The sequence below is a fragment of the Pectobacterium sp. S5 genome, assembly GCF_051707265.1.
Classification (GTDB): domain Bacteria; phylum Pseudomonadota; class Gammaproteobacteria; order Enterobacterales; family Enterobacteriaceae; genus Pectobacterium; species Pectobacterium polare.
Map to the genome: position 1 here is coordinate 178,127 of NZ_JAULSZ010000003.1, position 15,485 is coordinate 193,611.

The 15,485-nt window shown below is 54.1% G+C and carries 13 protein-coding genes and 1 riboswitch; of the genes, 4 read left to right on the plus strand and 9 right to left on the minus strand.

The genetic code is table 11. The features are described 5' to 3' along the window. Window positions 1-46 precede the first annotated feature (46 nt). Window positions 47-1,627, minus strand: a complete 1,581-nt coding sequence (locus QWJ20_RS13265) for a sensor domain-containing diguanylate cyclase (protein WP_433992843.1) — start codon at window positions 1,625-1,627, stop codon at window positions 47-49. 430 nt (window positions 1,628-2,057) lie between these two features. On the opposite strand from QWJ20_RS13265, the gene QWJ20_RS13270 reads away from it, so the two are divergent. Next, window positions 2,058-2,828, plus strand: coding sequence for a DedA family protein (locus QWJ20_RS13270; RefSeq protein ID WP_095700640.1), 771 nt, complete (start codon window positions 2,058-2,060; stop codon window positions 2,826-2,828). A 34-nt stretch (window positions 2,829-2,862) separates the two neighbouring features. On the opposite strand, the gene ilvN is transcribed toward QWJ20_RS13270, so the two are convergent. Next, window positions 2,863-3,174: an acetolactate synthase small subunit gene (ilvN, locus tag QWJ20_RS13275; RefSeq protein WP_039278862.1), complete on the minus strand. Its 312-nt coding sequence runs from the start codon at window positions 3,172-3,174 to the stop codon at window positions 2,863-2,865. A 5-nt stretch (window positions 3,175-3,179) separates the two neighbouring features. Continuing rightward, the gene (ilvB, locus tag QWJ20_RS13280) at window positions 3,180-4,844 is read right to left on the minus strand and encodes an acetolactate synthase large subunit (protein WP_182912382.1); all 1,665 of its coding nucleotides are present in this window, start codon (window positions 4,842-4,844) and stop codon (window positions 3,180-3,182) included. 532 nt (window positions 4,845-5,376) lie between these two features. On the opposite strand from ilvB, the gene QWJ20_RS13285 reads away from it, so the two are divergent. After that, window positions 5,377-6,999, plus strand: a complete 1,623-nt coding sequence (locus tag QWJ20_RS13285; protein ID WP_433992719.1) for a family 43 glycosylhydrolase — start codon at window positions 5,377-5,379, stop codon at window positions 6,997-6,999. A 4-nt stretch (window positions 7,000-7,003) separates the two neighbouring features. On the opposite strand, the gene thiQ is transcribed toward QWJ20_RS13285, so the two are convergent. The 4 genes from thiQ to QWJ20_RS13305 all read right to left on the minus strand — a co-directional run bounded on the left by thiQ (window position 7,004) and on the right by QWJ20_RS13305 (window position 11,539). Beyond that, complete coding sequence (gene thiQ / locus QWJ20_RS13290; RefSeq protein WP_433992720.1) at window positions 7,004-7,714, minus strand: thiamine ABC transporter ATP-binding protein ThiQ; 711 nt, start codon at window positions 7,712-7,714, stop codon at window positions 7,004-7,006. Then, entirely contained in the window at window positions 7,701-9,308 is a 1,608-nt protein-coding gene (thiP, locus tag QWJ20_RS13295) for a thiamine/thiamine pyrophosphate ABC transporter permease ThiP (RefSeq protein WP_433992721.1), read from the minus strand. Before thiP ends, thiQ begins: the two co-directional genes overlap by 14 nt. Further along, window positions 9,284-10,267 carry a thiamine ABC transporter substrate binding subunit gene (gene thiB, locus QWJ20_RS13300; RefSeq protein WP_433992844.1) on the minus strand — a complete coding sequence of 328 codons (984 nt, stop codon included), beginning with the start codon at window positions 10,265-10,267 and terminating at the stop codon, window positions 9,284-9,286. The genes thiP and thiB overlap by 25 nt, the downstream gene beginning before the upstream one ends. An 80-nt stretch (window positions 10,268-10,347) precedes the next feature. Next, window positions 10,348-10,444: riboswitch (TPP riboswitch) on the minus strand. 174 nt (window positions 10,445-10,618) lie between these two features. Then, window positions 10,619-11,539, minus strand: a complete 921-nt coding sequence (locus tag QWJ20_RS13305) for a LysR family transcriptional regulator (RefSeq protein WP_433992722.1) — start codon at window positions 11,537-11,539, stop codon at window positions 10,619-10,621. Between the two features lie 269 nt (window positions 11,540-11,808). On the opposite strand from QWJ20_RS13305, the gene QWJ20_RS13310 reads away from it, so the two are divergent. Next, entirely contained in the window at window positions 11,809-12,738 is a 930-nt protein-coding gene (locus QWJ20_RS13310) for an aromatic alcohol reductase (protein WP_433992723.1), read from the plus strand. Window positions 12,739-12,827: 89 nt separating this feature from the next. Here the strand turns inward: QWJ20_RS13310 and sgrR are convergent, their stop codons facing one another. Continuing rightward, window positions 12,828-14,486, minus strand: coding sequence for an HTH-type transcriptional regulator SgrR (sgrR, locus tag QWJ20_RS13315; protein ID WP_433992724.1), 1,659 nt, complete (start codon window positions 14,484-14,486; stop codon window positions 12,828-12,830). A gap of 90 nt (window positions 14,487-14,576) precedes the next feature. On the opposite strand from sgrR, the gene sgrT reads away from it, so the two are divergent. After that, a complete protein-coding gene (sgrT, locus tag QWJ20_RS13320) occupies window positions 14,577-14,741 on the plus strand; it encodes a glucose uptake inhibitor SgrT (protein ID WP_249682411.1) in 165 nt (54 codons plus the stop codon). Window positions 14,742-14,904: 163 nt separating this feature from the next. Here the strand turns inward: sgrT and QWJ20_RS13325 are convergent, their stop codons facing one another. After that, window positions 14,905-15,465, minus strand: coding sequence for a helix-turn-helix transcriptional regulator (locus QWJ20_RS13325; RefSeq protein WP_174869461.1), 561 nt, complete (start codon window positions 15,463-15,465; stop codon window positions 14,905-14,907). Window positions 15,466-15,485 lie beyond the last annotated feature (20 nt).

Sequence of the window (15,485 nt, forward strand, 5' to 3'; positions counted from 1 at the left end):
AGTATCTAGCGACATCACCTGTTATATAAAATAAGGGGAAATTGGATTAACGCTCGTTGCCGGAGGCAGAGACCACGCGGTTGCGGCCTTCCTGCTTGGCTTGATACAGGGCTTCATCTGCCAGCTTGAAGGTGCGATCGATTGGCATATCGCTGACGCCCGGTTCCCACAGGGCAACGCCTAATGAGATGGTGATATTGCCCACGACAGGAATGGTCGATTCCTGCACACGCTGCCGTAGCCGTTCAGCGATGCTGAGTGCGACGTCGAGACTGGTTTCCGGCAGTAGAATCAAAAATTCTTCACCGCCGCTGCGGCACAGAATGTCGGAATCGCGTGAGCTGGTGCGAATGAGCTGTGAGAGATAGCGAATGACGTTGTCGCCGACATCGTGGCCGTGGGTGTCATTGATGCGCTTGAAGCGATCGATATCCAGCGCGATGACTGCAAAGCTTTTCTGCCCCATTTGCCAGTAGCGGAGCACGCTATCCAACCCACGACGATTGAGCAGTTCGGTCATGGGGTCTGAGTGTGCTTCAGAACGCAACTTACCAATTTTGCGCTGGAGTAAATCGATACCCAGCAGCATCGCCTGTTTGAGCTGCGAGGCTTCGAAATACCAGGAGTGGATATTTCTGATGTCGTCGGAGACATCGAGTGCATCCATCTTATTGGCACTGCGCGCCAGCAGCCACAGCGGCTGGGCGATGAGTCGGGCCAGCAGCCAGACGCAGAAGATGGTCAACAGCGCGAGCGGAAGCGTGTGGCGCAGCACGTTCAGCATCAGACTATCGAGCGGTTTCAGCGTGATGTCCATCGGGCGAAGCGCCACAATCTGCCACTGTGAGGTGGCTTCAACTGCGTAACCCGCCAGCATGGCTTCGCCCAGATAGTTCACCATATGCTGGCTGCCATTATTTTCATGATGCGCATCGATCTGCAGATTATTGGTTTCTGTTTTGCCAATACGCTCCACGTCACGGTGATACAGCATCTTTTTGTTCTTATCGGTGACATAAATATAAGAACCATCGCGGTAATAGTGTTTGTCTAAGAGCGTATTGAGAACGCTGGGCTGCTTAAGATAGATAGACCCGCCAATAAACCCCTTGTAGCGACCATCTCGTGTGAATATCGGCGAAGATATCAGCACGATGAGGTTATTGGCGGCGGAGACATAGGGCTGGCTGATAAGCGGCTGCTTTTCTTTCAAGGCTTCGAGAGCGCCTTCTGATGTCAGGTTTCTCCCGATTAATTGGAACGTATCGGGCGATGTGGCTCTGACGATCCCTTTTTCATCTGCAATGACGACAGAGTTGAAATTGCTGGTTTGTAGCCGCAGGCGCTCGGCTTCTTTAAACAGACCGACCTTATCATCCATCTGAGTGGCGACGATATTGGCGCTGTAGGCGAGCTGCTGCTGGGATTCCTTAAAGAAGGAATGGGTCATTGCCGCGAGCTTGGTGGCGTAAACGCGGTTGGCTTCGAGGGTGTTATCAATCAGCAGCTCTCGTTGGACGCGATAGCTGGCATAAAAACTGTTTGCCAGTGTTACCAAGGCGCTCGCCACTGCCAGGAGTAGGATAAGACGTCGTAATCCGACATGTTTGAATAGTTTAAAAAACATAGTGGCAGTGTGGCACGGTGGCAAAAAATGACCGCTATCATAAGTGTTGATGCCCGTCGGTGCAAAAGAATTGACCATAAAACGACATTACTGAAGTCGTGCTAACGGCTTGAATTGGAAAATGATATTGCGTATGCCCTGATAAGGGGAATAGTTGATATTTATCAGAACGTACAGGCTTTCTATACCTGCGAGCTGAGATCGTTTCAACGGGGGATAGATAAACTATGCTACATATTTTCAGTAGGATATTGCTGGGTTTCGTGCTAGTAGGCGGCGATCGTTATCGCCTGAGAGGCGAAATCGCGTGGTAATCCGGTGTGTTGGTTTTTTACCGTAGCCACAATCGAATGATGCGGTGAAATCAGGAGTTGACGGCTTCTGCTATGATCCAGACAATCCTTGTTTTTATAACGTACGGGTAGATTTTATGGAAGCGTGGCTGGATCATCTGGTTACCCAATCGCTAGCGTATTCACTGATCGCCGTCATGCTGGTTGCCTTTCTGGAATCTCTGGCTTTGGTAGGGCTGCTGTTGCCGGGAACGGTGATGATGGCAACGCTGGGGGCACTGATCGGCAGCGGACAAATGGGGCTTTACCCGGCGTGGGGGGCAGGGATTATCGGTTGCCTGCTAGGGGACTGGATTTCCTATTTCATTGGCATGCGTTTTAAGGCGCCGCTGCATAACTGGTCTTTCCTGAAAAAGCATCAGGCGCTGCTGAGTAAAACCGAATATGCCCTGTATCAGCACCCGATGCCGACGATACTGATCGGGCGTTTTGTCGGCCCGACCCGTCCGCTCATCCCTATGGTGGCGGGGATGCTGGGGTTACCGCCTTATAAATTTGCCGTGCCGAATATCATCGGCTGCCTGCTGTGGCCGCCGGCCTATTTCTTACCGGGCATTCTGGCTGGTGTCGCGATTGATATTCCAGCGGGGACGAATAGCGCAGGATTTAAATGGCTGCTGCTGATTACTGCCATCATGGTGTGGGGCGCAGGTTGGCTAAACTGGCGCTGGTGGCGCAGTGATAAGCGTAAACATCATGACTGGTTTAGCAGAAAGATGCCGCTCAGACGCCTACGCTGGGTCGCGCCCGTGATGTCCGTGGCGGCGGTTGCCTTGTTGGTCGTACTGATTCAGCACCCGCTGATGCCAGTTTACCGCCATCTGCTATGGCAGGTGTTAAACGGGTAATGTTGGGCAGGCCGGGAAGACCCGGCCAAGCCATTTAGCAGTAGAACTCGGCGACCTGCTCAAAAATACGCATTTCTTCACCGTGACGGCGAACCTGAAGGACGTCTTCCAGCTTTTCCACCTGACTGATCATTTGCTGTAGCCGCTGGTCATCTTTGACCAGTAGCCAGATCCGGCTTTCCTCTCCATTTGCCAGCGGCATACACAGAATGCCTTCCACGTTAAATGCCCGGCGGGCAAACAGGCCGCAAACGTGTGACATCACACCGGGGTGGTTGCGCACCGAGAGTTCCAGTGTGACCTGATTTGACGTTGCTTGCGTTAGCGAAGTTGGTTGAATTGACATAGTCATTAATCTCCGATCATATCGATGTTCGCGGCGCCCGGTGGCACGATGGGTAACACTTTTTCATTGGCGTCAATAAGTACGTGGATCAGCGCAGGACCTGGTTGATTGAGCATCTCTTGCAGCGCGGCCTGTGGATCGGCGGCGGCGTTCAGATCGCAAGTTGCAAAGCCAAAACCTGCGGCAATCGCGAGGAAATTCGCGCTGTAGCGGTAATCGGCCGCGAAGATGCGCTTCTGGAAAAACATATCCTGCTGTTGGTGAACCAGACCGAGCGATTGGTTGTTCATCAGGACGATTTTTACGTTAAGTCCTTCTTCTGCTGCCGTCGCCATTTCCTGAATATTCATCATCAGGCTGCCATCACCCGAGAAACACACCACAGTGCGATCCGGTTCAGCCAACGCCGCGCCAATCGCCGCAGGCAGGCCAAAGCCCATCGTCCCAAACCCGCCGGATGTCAGCCACTGGCGCGGACGACGCAGCGGATAAGACTGCGCAACCCACATCTGATGCTGCCCGACATCGGTCGTGATGATGGCATCATCCGTCAGCGCCTGTGCCGTGGCCTGAACCAGACCGTAATGGCTTAATGGATCGTCAGCGCCCGGCATGCTGAAAGGAAATTCCTGTTGCAGCCCGCGTACGGTGGTACGCCAGACATCACGCTGCTGCGGTGTAATGTGCGGCAGCAGCTGATCCAACGCCTGTGCGACATCCGCGTTGATCGCCACGTGTGGCTGGCGGATCTTGCCCAACTCGGCGGGATCGATATCGATGTGAATGATGCTGGCCTGCGGGCAAAACTGTTCCGCTTTCCCGATCGCGCGATCGTCAAAACGCGCACCCAGCACAATTAACAAATCTGCCTGCTGTAAGATCAGATTGGTTGATCGTGCGGCGTGCATGCCCAGCATCCCGAGCGACAGAGGATGATCGACGGGCATCGTTCCCAGCGCCATCAGCGTCATGGTGGTGGGCAGGCTGGAACGTTCCGCCAGTTGAACCGCCTGTTCGTGCGCGACGCCGCTAACAATCCCGCCGCCCAGATAGAGCACCGGACGCTGAGCCGCATTAATCATGGCCGCAGCACGCTCGATTTCCTGCTGAGCGATGGCGGGTGGCGTATCGAGAGGAAAGACGCCCGGCAGTTCGCTCAGCTCAATGGTCGCATTCTGAATGTCTTTTGGAATATCGATCCACACAGGACCGGGACGGCCTGACTGTGCGATGCGAAAGGCTTCTGGAATCACGCGCGGCAGTTCGTTGATGTCGCGAACCAGATAGTTATGTTTGGTGACGGGAATAGAAATGCCGTAGGTGTCGACTTCCTGAAACGCATCGGTGCCGATCATGCTGGAAGGCACCTGACCAGTGATACACACCAGCGGGATCGAATCCAGTTTGGCATCGGCGATGGCGGTGAGCAGGTTGGTCGCCCCCGGCCCGCTGGAAGCCATACAAACCGCAGCGCGTCCGCTGGCTCGCGCCATGCCTTGTGCCATAAATCCAGCGCCTTGCTCGTGGCGAGCCAGAACGTGGCGAATAGTCTTACTTTGACCCAGTGCATCATATAACGGCAGGGCCGCGCCGCCGGGAATGCCCGCTACGGTGGTGATGCCCTGCTGTTCGAGCAGCCGAACAATTAACTGAGCGCCTGTATAACGCATGTTTACATCCTTCATCAGGGCCGGTGCGGTGTCGGAGCGGGGAGGGTAGAAACAAGAAACCCCGCTCGGCTTGCGCCGGCGGGGTTTGAGAATCTTCGATTCGGAACCCGTTACGGCGCGCTGCCGACGACGACCACGACGACCACACGCACGACGACGACCGCGTCAACATGCGCGGTGTGTAGTAGTGCTGAAGTGGAAGAAGTGTAGTGCGTCACGGGAATCCTATTTATGTTCAAGTTAGTTATGTTCGAGTTATTTATGTTCGAACTAATTGCGGTCGAGTGTTGTGTTTGAATGAGTTATTCAATCGCCAATTCATATAAGCACAGCAGCACAAAAAGACACAATACCTACAAGGGATAAAAACTGAATATGTCGAATTGGTCACAATATATTGAAAGTTGCACGGTGTTATTACCGCTTGATTTTTCGCCGTATAACCGAGAGAAGCGTGACTGTTTTCACAATTGGAACAGGGTTTCAATGTTATAAATTATAAAATAATCATTGGGATAGTGGGTGGTGATAAATGGGCGTGTCCCGAGCGGTAGGGAAAGGCGTATTAAGCGGTATCTTATTGATGGCAATGGGTATCGGCACGGCGATGGCCTGTCAGGCTGGCCCTGCCAATGAATGGATGCGGGGTATTGAACAGCAGCGTCAGGCGGATTTGGGCAATGGCTGTTATCTCAATCCGATTATTGCGGGCGATCATCCCGACCCCACGATTATCAAGGATGGGGATGACTATTACATGACCTTCTCGTCATTTGATGACATCCCTGGACTGCTGATTTGGCATTCACGCGATTTAGTGAACTGGGAACCGCTCGGCCCGGCGATAACGACGCCTGTCGATGCGATCTGGGCACCGGATTTGGTGAAACACAACGGCAAATATTATATCTACTTCACCACCAACCGGATTATCGACGCCAAAGGGACGAAAAAGAAAACGCTGTATGTGATTACCGCCGATGATATCCACGGCCCGTGGACGCCGCCGAAAGACACTGGCTTGAAAAACCCGGCTAGCGATCCCGGCCACGTCGTAGGGGAGGACGGTAAGCGTTATATCTTTATGTCGGGTGGCAACCGCGTGCAGTTAACAGACGACGGGCTATCGACGATTGGTGACATGGCGGTGGTCTATCAGGGATGGCAGTACCCGGAAGAGTGGGATGTGGAAAGCTTCTCGCAGGAAGGGCCGAAGATGCTGCGCCACGGCGACTACTTCTACATGGTACTGGCGGAAGGCGGAACGGCTGGGCCACCGACCGGGCACATGGTGATTGCCGCACGATCTAAATCGATCAACGGCCCGTGGGAAAACTCGCCACATAACCCGATTATCCGCACGCAGGATCGTTCAGAGAAGTGGTGGTCGCGCGGCCATGCGACGCTGATCGAAGGACCGGATAAAAACTGGTACATGGTGTATCACGGCTATGAAAACGGCTTTATGACGCTGGGGCGGCAGGCGATGCTGGAACCGATTGTCTGGGGCGATGACGGATGGTTTACGTCTGCCGGATTCGATACCGGTAAACCGATTCGCAAGCCGACAGGGGGCGAAGCGGTGCCTCACGGCATTGGTTGGTCTGATAGCTTTACCGACGAGAAATTTCCGGCACGCTGGCATTTCTACCGCGCGAATGCAGAAGAGCTAAAGCGGGTTACGCTGAGCGACGGTAAGTTGCATCTAAAGGCAAAAGGCACGTCGCCGAAAGATAGCGCGCCGCTGACGATGATCCCTGGCGATCAGGCTTACCAGATTGAAGTGACGGCGAACTTTGCTCCCGGCGCGCAGGCTGGTTTACTGCTGTTCTACAACGCGAAGCTGTACGTCGGGCTGTCGTTTAATCAGGATGGCACCGTCATGCATCGCTACGGGCTGGAAAGGGCGGAGAAGAAATTGCCGCATATTGCGGGCAATGAGGTGCAGATTCGGATGAAAAACGATCGCCATATCGTGACGTTCTACACCCGAACCTCGGATCAGGAGCCGTGGAAGAAATACCCGGTGCAGATGGAAGTATCCGGCTACCATCACAACGTCGCGTATGACTTCCTCAGTTTGCGGCCTGCTTTGTATGCTTCGGGCGAGGGTGAGGTCACGTTCAGTAACCTGCGCTATCAGGCTTTGCCTTAATTTCTCAATCCGAAGGCGGACGTGAAATTCCCAGGATGGCGGCCGCCTCGGCGCTGCCATCCTGTAGCGCCTGAGTCGGCCCATCATAATAAATCTGCCCGTCCACGATTAGCACCGTACGCTTCGCGATCCGCATGGCATCATCCAGATTGTGGGACACCATCAACAGCGTGAATTCACGCTCCTGACACACGCTTTCAACCAGATCGAGCATCTCCTGACGCAGCGCCGGATCGAGCGCCGAAAACGGTTCATCCAGCAACAGAATGGGTTGGTGGCGCACCAGACAGCGTGCCAATGCCGCACGCTGGCGCTGCCCGCCGGAAACCTGTGAGGGCAGACGATCCAGAAGATCCGCCAGACCAACCCGGTCGGCGATCTGCCGTAGTGTTTCACGCTGTTCTGCACTGAGGCGCAGGCCGGGATGAAGCCCCAGCGCGATGTTTTGCCCGATCGTCAGATGAGGAAACAGGTTATTTTCCTGAAACAGAATCGAAACCGGTCGTTTAGCGGGAGACGTCTCGCGGTGAGACTCACCATTAAGCCGTAATTCCCCGCTGTCCGCCATCAGGAAACCGGCAACCAGATTCAGCAGCGTACTTTTCCCTGCGCCGCTGGGGCCGAGAATGGCGATGCGCTCGCCCGGTTTGACGTGAAAATCAAAACGCATGGGCAAGTGCTGATAAAAGTAGGTCAATTTCTCAAGCGCGATCATGACGGCCCGCCAGTTTCTCAATCAGAGTAAATAACATAAAGCACAGCAGCATTAACAGCAGCGCCGTGACCGCGCCGTCGGCGCTGCGATAGGAACCAATTTGCTGGTACAGATAGAACGGCAGCGTGCGGAACTGCTCATTGCCGAACAGCGTGATAACGCCGAAGTCACCGATCGACAGCACGCAGGCAAAGGCCAGCGCCTGCGCCAGCGGCTGTTTCAGCGCGGCGAGTTCAATTAGCTTCAATCGCTGCCAGCCGCGAATATCCAACGACGTACAGAGCCGGTTGTAACGCTCGGCAACGTCCAGCATTGGGTTTTCCAGCACTTTGATCGCGTACGGGATTGCCATCAGCGCGTTGGTGAACACCACCAGCGCGTAAGGGGACTGCGGTAGCCCGATGCTGTTATTCAGCAGCAGGAAAAAGCCGGTTGCCAGCACAATCCCGGGCATGGCGAGGATGAGCATACCGCTCAGGTTCATCAACTGCCCGTAGAGCGGCTTCTGGCGTAACTTGAGCTCGCGGCTGCTCCAGAGCAGCATCATGGTCAGTACCAGACACAGCAGCCCCGCGCCTAAGGCAATGCGCAGCGAGGTAAACAACGTTTGCCAGAGCACAGGCTGTTGCAGCACGGTAACCAGAGAGCGGTTCACGCCATCCACTACCACGGCCAGCAAAGGAGGGACGACCAGCAGCAACAGCGCACCAATCAGCAGGCCATCGGTGAGGCGGCTTAAGACGCTATCCTGCGGGTTGCGCCAGGCAAGCTGCTGTGTGCTGCCGACGGGCAGAATGCGCCCCAATCGCTGGCTCAGCAGTACCAAACCAAGACAGCAAACCATCTGAATTAACGCCAGCAGCGCCGCGCGCCCCGGATCGTAATCAAAGCTTAATGCCTGATAGATAGCCAGCTCGATTGTGGTTGCCTGCGGGCCGCCGCCCAGCGACAGCACTGTGGCAAAGCTGGCGAAGCAGAGCATAAAAATCAGCGCGCCAGTGGGTAAAATCTGCCGGCGCAGGGCTGGCCATTCCAGCAGGCGTAAATGTTGCCAGCTGTTCATACCCAGATTCGCGGCCAACTGACGTTGCTCAGTAGCGATACCTTCTAACGACTGCAACAGCAATCGGGTTGCCAGCGGCAGATTAAAGAAGACGTGCGCCAGCAGGATGCCCTGCAACCCATAGGGCGAAAACGTATATTTCAGGTCAAACCAGCCCAGCGCGGAGGCCAGCCAGCCTTGTCTACCGTAAACGCTGAGCAGGCCAAACACGGCCACCAGCACGGGCAGCACCAGCGTCATCGCGCACAGGCGCAGCAGCCAGCGATGGCCGGGAAAGCGTCGTCGATACAGCGCTCTGGCGAGAAAAATGGCCGGAACGGTAGAAAACAGCGCAGAAAGAAAGGCCTGCCAGAAGGTAAACCGAATGACATGCCAGAGATAGCTGTCATGCCATAGCGTGCGCCACTGGCTTTCGGGTGCCTGTAGCCACAGGGCGCCGAAAGCCAGTGCGGCAACGGAAATTAACAGCGTTGTGGCCAGTAGCCCTGGCCACAGACGTCCGCCGATCAGTGGCTGACGGCGCGTTGCCATGCCTGAATCCACTGCGTCCTTTGGTCAGCAACGTCCTGCGCGCTGAACTGCATGGCTTTTTCCGGCACTGTGAGCGTCGCGAAGCCTGCTGGCAGATCAGTTTTAACCGCCGGATACATCCAGTTTGTGGTAGGGATAGCCTGCTGGAAAGTTGGGCTCAGGATGAACTGCATAAAGCGTTTTGCCAGCTCGGGATTTTTGCTGGAAGCCAACTGCCCGGCGACTTCAATTTGCAGATAGTGCCCTTCGCTGAAGGTCGCTGCTGCGTAGTTGTCTTTCTTCTCTTCAATGATGTGGTAGGCCGGCGACGTGGTGTAGCTCAGCACCAGATCGGCTTCCCCTTTCAGGAACAGACCGTAAGCTTCGCTCCAGCCTTTGGTGACGGTAACGGTTTTCTTCGCCAGCTTCTGCCAGGCTTGCGGTGCATCGTCGCCATACACTTTCTGCATCCACAGCAGCAGACCCAGCCCCGGCGTGCTGGTGCGTGGATCCTGATAGATCACTTTCCACGGTTCGTTGCTGTCCACCAGCTCATGCAGGCTTTTCGGCGGGTTCTTCAGCGTGTTTTTGTTATACACAAACGCGAAATAGCCGTAGTCATAAGGAACGAACGTCTTATTGTTCCAGCCGCCCGGTACCGTAACGGCGCGGGTGTCCAGATTGTGTGGTGCAAACAAGCCAGTTTTTTCCGCCGCCTGCAACAGGTTGTTGTCCAGCCCCAGAATGATATCCGCTTTGCTGTTCTTGCCTTCCATACGCAGACGGTTCAGCAGCGAAGCACCATCTTCCAGCGCGACGAAGTTCAGCTCGCACTCGCACTCTTTTTCAAACGCGGTCTTGATGACAGGACCTGGACCCCACTCGGAAGCGAATGAGTCATAGGTATAAACGGTCAACGCAGGTTTGGCGAAAGCCGAAGCTGAGAGCAGTAGCAGGCAAGACAGGCTGGTTTTCAGCACGGTGGCTGAACGCGGTAATAATTGATTTAACACTTTGCACTCCTGAGAATCATAGGGTGGCAAAGGACTTTGAGGCAGCAATAAGCAGCACTCTCAAATCCCTTCGCCGGTATTAACCGGATCAGGTTCGACGGGTATCTTCTCAGCGAAAAATTTTCCGCACCCCGTTGAGAACGGCACATTGTAAAGGGTTAAGTCGGGCAGCGAAAGGCTCTCAGCGTTCCGGCGGCGCAAACTAGGCGGATTTAAAATCAAACCAGCCCTATAGGCTCGTGCAGATACTGCGGTGTGACAGCCGTATGCTCACAACTTCGCTTAACGTGACGGCTTTTGTGTCCTATTTGTGGTCATTCACCATTTAACGGCCTCTTTCCCGATCCGCGCAGTACACCAGTCGATAAAGGCGCGGATCGCGGGCGAGAGGTGGCGGCTTTGTGGATAGAGAATGAAAAGAGGTTCAAGCGGGGCACTGATATCAGGAAGTAGCCTGACAAGATGTCCATCAGCAAGTTGCTGGGGCACCATATAGCTGGCAATGCGTATTAGCCCCAAACTGGCTACACCAGCGGCAACATAGGCATCAGTGTCATTGACGCTGATCTGTGCTGTTATTGGAATCGCTACGGTGCGCGATCCATCGTGAAAATCCCAGCGAGCTGAATGTCCTGTCCGGCTGTGGGTATATCCTACTGCGGTGTGCTCTTTGAGCGAGTCTAACGTTGTAGGGTAACCATGCTTCTCTAGATAGCGTGGAGACGCGCAAATATACCACTGGAACGTACCGAGTCGCCGTGCGACCAGTCGCGATAACGGCGGTTCTCCGGTTCTGATGACACAATCGATACCCTGCTGGACGATATCCACGGTGGCATCACCCAAGTGGAAGTCCAACTTTATTCCGGGATGACGTTCAAAGAAGTCGGGCAGCGTGGGGATAAGGAAATTTTTGACCAGAGAAGATGTCGCCCCGATTCTGATCGTTCCATGCAGTTCTTCCTTTTGTTGTGCCGTTACGCTTTCAGCGGCGTGCACATCATGCAAGATCGCTTTGCAACTGTCGTAATAGCGCAGGCCAACATCCGTAATGCTGAGCGCTCGTGTTGTTCGGTTGAGTAACCGAGCCCCCAGATGTGATTCGAGTTCCTTAATGCTGCGGGTTACGGTGGAGGGTAAAACATGCATGGTTTCCGCCGCTTTTTTGAAACTACCCGCATCGACCACTCGCATGAATATTTCCATGGCCTGAAACCGATCCATACGATGTCTCCTCATTTTGCTATGAAACGTTGATAAGACGTGTATACGGCGTACCTATCGTATCAGCGGCTACATCACTTAATTGTTTGATTTTTTCAAATTATGAAGTGATGTGGCTGAATCTTATCATGCGCGCATTCTTGTATAACATAACACTCCACCTCTGAGAGGGCTGATTTTTACAAGAGTTATCAGCTCAGGGACACATTGGCAAACTGAATGCACAGGGGAAATTCATCCCTCCCTATGATGTCGATAATTTGAAATTTCGAAGGAGTTAAAAAATGAATAACAGCGGATCAGCGCTGAAGGACATTCTTGTTCTTGGCGCAGGACAGCTCGGTATGGCGGTTTTACGTGCTCTCGCCCCGCGTGCGCGAGCCTCGGCGTTGTCGGTCACGGCGCTCGTTTCACCGGATACTATTAACGATCCGTCGGTGCAGGATAGGGCAAAGCTGGCTGAACTCCGCGCACTAGGCATTGACGTTATGGGGTTCGACCTGGCTTCTGATGAACACGCCCTGACAGAGCTTTTCAGGAATTATAAGACGGTATTGAATTGTTCGGGATTTGTGGCAGGGCCGGGCACTCAGATGAAAATAACCAGAGCGGTGTTGGCTGCCAACGTTGCGCGCTATTTCCCTTGGCAATTCGGTGTTGATTATGATGTTGTGGGCCGAAACAGCGGCCATCCGGTTTTTGATGAACAGTACGACGTGAGGCAGCTGCTACGTAGCCAACTGAGTACCAAATGGGTGATTGTCTCGACTGGTATGTTCACGAGTTTCCTGTTTGAGCCAGCCTTCGACGTGGTGGATCTGGAGCGTGGAACCCTTCATGGCTTGGGAAGTTGGGATACCAAAGTGACAGTGACGATCCCCGAGGACATTGGCTGGCTGACGACTGAAATATTGCTGGCTGAACCACGATTGGCTAATGAGGTTGTTTACGTGGCAGGTGACACGATCTCATACGGGCAACTTGCCGATGTCGTCGAACGGGTCACGGGGAAAGCATTTAAGAAGACCGTATGGACTCTGGATAAATTGCGGGCGGATTTGAAAACTGCTCCGGATGACGTAATGGCCCGCTATCGTGCAGCGTTTGCGTTGGGTGAGGGAATGTGGTGGGACAAATCCGGCACCTTCAACGAACGTAATGGTTACGAGACGGTCGACGTCGAGCATTTCTTACGAATGCATGTGCAAAAATAGACAGAATAGTGCGGCGCGATTCAACGTGTTCCGCACTTTTGCAAATGCAGCCTTAATGCCCGAAATCCTGGCCGCACAGCGAAAGACTCTCAGCGTTCCGGCGGCGCAAACCAGGCGGATTTAAAATCAAACCAGCCCAGCATATTCATCCTGACGCCGCGCATACTGCGCTGACCCTGAAGCTGTAGCCAGTGATGCAGAAGAGGGTGCACCTGGCCGCTACCGATCAACTTTTCACACCATTCCGCCATCGGCAGCGAGTGATTGCGCCACTGCTGTGCGTCCGCATGCAGATCGTCATCCAGACAGTGCTGCACCAGTGGGAGTTCGTAGAGCATCGCGAACAGGGAGAACTCGAGCGGTAAATAGCAATTCACGCTGCTAAACCAGATATCGCTTTCGGCATTGCCCTGATACCAGTCTTCGTAGCTGACCGTCTGGATATGCAGCGTGACGCCATGCTGCGCCAGCAGCGCGCGCATAATCTCGCTTAATATCCGGTACTCAGGGTGCTCATGATAAAAAGTCAGCGTCACCTGCGTCAGCCCTGCGGGAATAGGCTGGCGGTCGTCTGGATGGTGATGATGCCAGCGTGGCAACAGGCTGTAAGCGGGGGACCAGTCGCGCTGGTGGCTGGCATCGGCGTGGCTGAGTAGCGAAATTGGGTTAAAGACCTGCCAGAGCCAGCGGCGAACCTGCGGGCGTTCAGCAAGCGGTGAGCGCTTATCGAATAGCAGGAAATAGCAGCCTTCTTCCATCCGGCTTTCCAACTGTTCATGGCGGGAATCATCAGACTGGAATTGGACGGAGACCGGCATTTCCTCCGGTTCGTCCGGCAGTACCCAGATGTTGACCTCATCAATCAGCGCCCGATAGCCAAAATAATCATCAAAAGCGCGGATCTTTAACTGGTTGCTGTTATTGCGCACCACGGCGTAAGGGCCGGTGCCAATCGGGTGTTGGGCGAAATCGGGTAGCGTTTTCCATTCCTGCGGCAAAATCATGGCGTGTACGCTGCCCAAAAGCCACGGCAGCCATTTGTCCGGGCTGCTCAGCCGGATATCAATCACGAACGGCATCGGTGATGTGACGGTTTCAAGGTGCGAAAACAGCGGCCATGCGGTGAGGCGCTTGAGGGAGGTGATGACATCGTCCATCGTGAGTTCGCGACCGTGATGGAAGCGAATGGCCGGACGCAGATAAAAACGCCAGTGCAGCGGGGCCAGCATCTGCCAATGATGAGCAAGATCGGGTTTTATTTCCCCATTTTCCTCATTTATATTAGTCAGCCCGCTAAAAATTTGCCGCGCAATGTGCATTTCCGAACGCCGCAGCGCGGAGCCAGGTTGTAGGTTGCGTAAGGGGCGGTAATAGAGGATGCGCAGAATATGCTTTCCCTGCCGGAAACTCCGCCCAAGGTGGGCAAGTAACATCTGGCGTACCGCTTCTTTGTCACCCACCAACTGCACTAGCTGCTCAATGCGATCCTGCTCCAGCAGATCCTCGGCACGCTGCTGCTGTAGTGCTAATCCGGTATACACAAAGGATAACTGCGAGCGCTTTCCCCTTCCTGCTTCTGCCTGCCAGACGAGCCAGCCTTCCTGCTGCATCGCGTTCAGCAATGAGCGGATATGGCGGCGGGAACAGTTCAACACCCCGGTCAATTCTTGCAGCGTGGTGTCGGTGGTTTGCCCCTGAAAGTGTTGCCACAGGCGGATGAACTGTTGTTGCAATCGAGGGGAAGACATAAAAGAGGAACTCCCTGCACTAAAGTCATCAATTTATCTTTCCCTATATTACGTCGATACTTTGCAACAAGGAAAGAGAGGAGGTGGCTTATGGCGATTTCCAGTTTGTACCAGTTCTATCGAACTTACTTAGCGACCTGTAAAGCGAAGTGGTTTCGGTGGATGTCTACCCAACAGCGCATTGCATTATTGCAGCAGGCGACGCAGTGGCACCTGAAAGACATGTCTGACGACGAGTACCGTCATTGGCTCTAGGTAGTGCGAAACAATGTATTCTGAATAAAACAATGTATTCTGAGTAATGGTGACATTTCACCAGCCAGCGAATTTTTCGCTGGCTTTTTTTATGGTGTTTACCTGCCGCTAGCTTTGTCTGCTGCGGATGGTTTGCATGGTCGGGAGGTATCCGCGGCGTTGTTCACGTGATGATTTGTTCGCGTAACGGCTTGCCTTCGCTGAGCAGTGCACAATAACGTGCCAATTCGTCCTGCTGGCGTGCATTGCGTATCTGTAAGGCCAGGTTAATCGTGGCAAGCTCTCGGGCGTTATCGGCTAACTCTTGGGGTATTTTTTTTTGTTTGGCCAGCCAGTCGGCGACATCGCTCCACTCCCACAGCGGCGATGTACCGCGTAAGCGCTGGACCGGGGAGGGGAAATCCCCCGCACCACGTTTTCCATCTTTGAGAAGCGCAATAGCCTGACGCGACAGCGCGGATAATGCTGCGATGTCACTGATTCCAACCCAGGCTGCATCCACGGAGTGGACTTTGGCCTTGATGCTCGCGGATTCAATATCATGAATAGCGCTAATGACTGCTTTAGAAAAACTAGGGCTTTCTCGATCAAACTCGAGATAGACGGCACTGCCATAGAAGCAGATCAAGGCATCGTCGCAGCCGCTGGCAAAAAGCGCATCTTCCAGTCCTGCGGTGTCTGCGGAAACGCCCGATAGCGTGAGAGAAAAGTGATACGTTGTCATAAATTCCTCGGTAAGCCGTA

What these genes read in the sequence shown, in the direction of transcription:
- QWJ20_RS13285 (WP_433992719.1), top strand. Translation starts at nt 5,377, where the DNA reads ATGGGCGTGTCCCGAGCGGTAGGGAAAGGCGTATTAAGCGGTATCTTA.
- ilvB (WP_182912382.1), bottom strand. Translation starts at nt 4,844, where the DNA reads ATGCGTTATACAGGCGCTCAGTTAATTGTTCGGCTGCTCGAACAGCAG.
- QWJ20_RS13265 (WP_433992843.1), bottom strand. Translation starts at nt 1,627, where the DNA reads ATGTTTTTTAAACTATTCAAACATGTCGGATTACGACGTCTTATCCTA.
- QWJ20_RS13325 (WP_174869461.1), bottom strand. Translation starts at nt 15,465, where the DNA reads ATGACAACGTATCACTTTTCTCTCACGCTATCGGGCGTTTCCGCAGAC.
- sgrR (WP_433992724.1), bottom strand. Translation starts at nt 14,486, where the DNA reads ATGTCTTCCCCTCGATTGCAACAACAGTTCATCCGCCTGTGGCAACAC.
- thiQ (WP_433992720.1), bottom strand. Translation starts at nt 7,714, where the DNA reads ATGATCGCGCTTGAGAAATTGACCTACTTTTATCAGCACTTGCCCATG.
- QWJ20_RS13270 (WP_095700640.1), top strand. Translation starts at nt 2,058, where the DNA reads ATGGAAGCGTGGCTGGATCATCTGGTTACCCAATCGCTAGCGTATTCA.
- ilvN (WP_039278862.1), bottom strand. Translation starts at nt 3,174, where the DNA reads ATGTCAATTCAACCAACTTCGCTAACGCAAGCAACGTCAAATCAGGTC.
- QWJ20_RS13310 (WP_433992723.1), top strand. Translation starts at nt 11,809, where the DNA reads ATGAATAACAGCGGATCAGCGCTGAAGGACATTCTTGTTCTTGGCGCA.
- thiP (WP_433992721.1), bottom strand. Translation starts at nt 9,308, where the DNA reads ATGGCAACGCGCCGTCAGCCACTGATCGGCGGACGTCTGTGGCCAGGG.
- sgrT (WP_249682411.1), top strand. Translation starts at nt 14,577, where the DNA reads ATGGCGATTTCCAGTTTGTACCAGTTCTATCGAACTTACTTAGCGACC.
- QWJ20_RS13305 (WP_433992722.1), bottom strand. Translation starts at nt 11,539, where the DNA reads ATGAGGAGACATCGTATGGATCGGTTTCAGGCCATGGAAATATTCATG.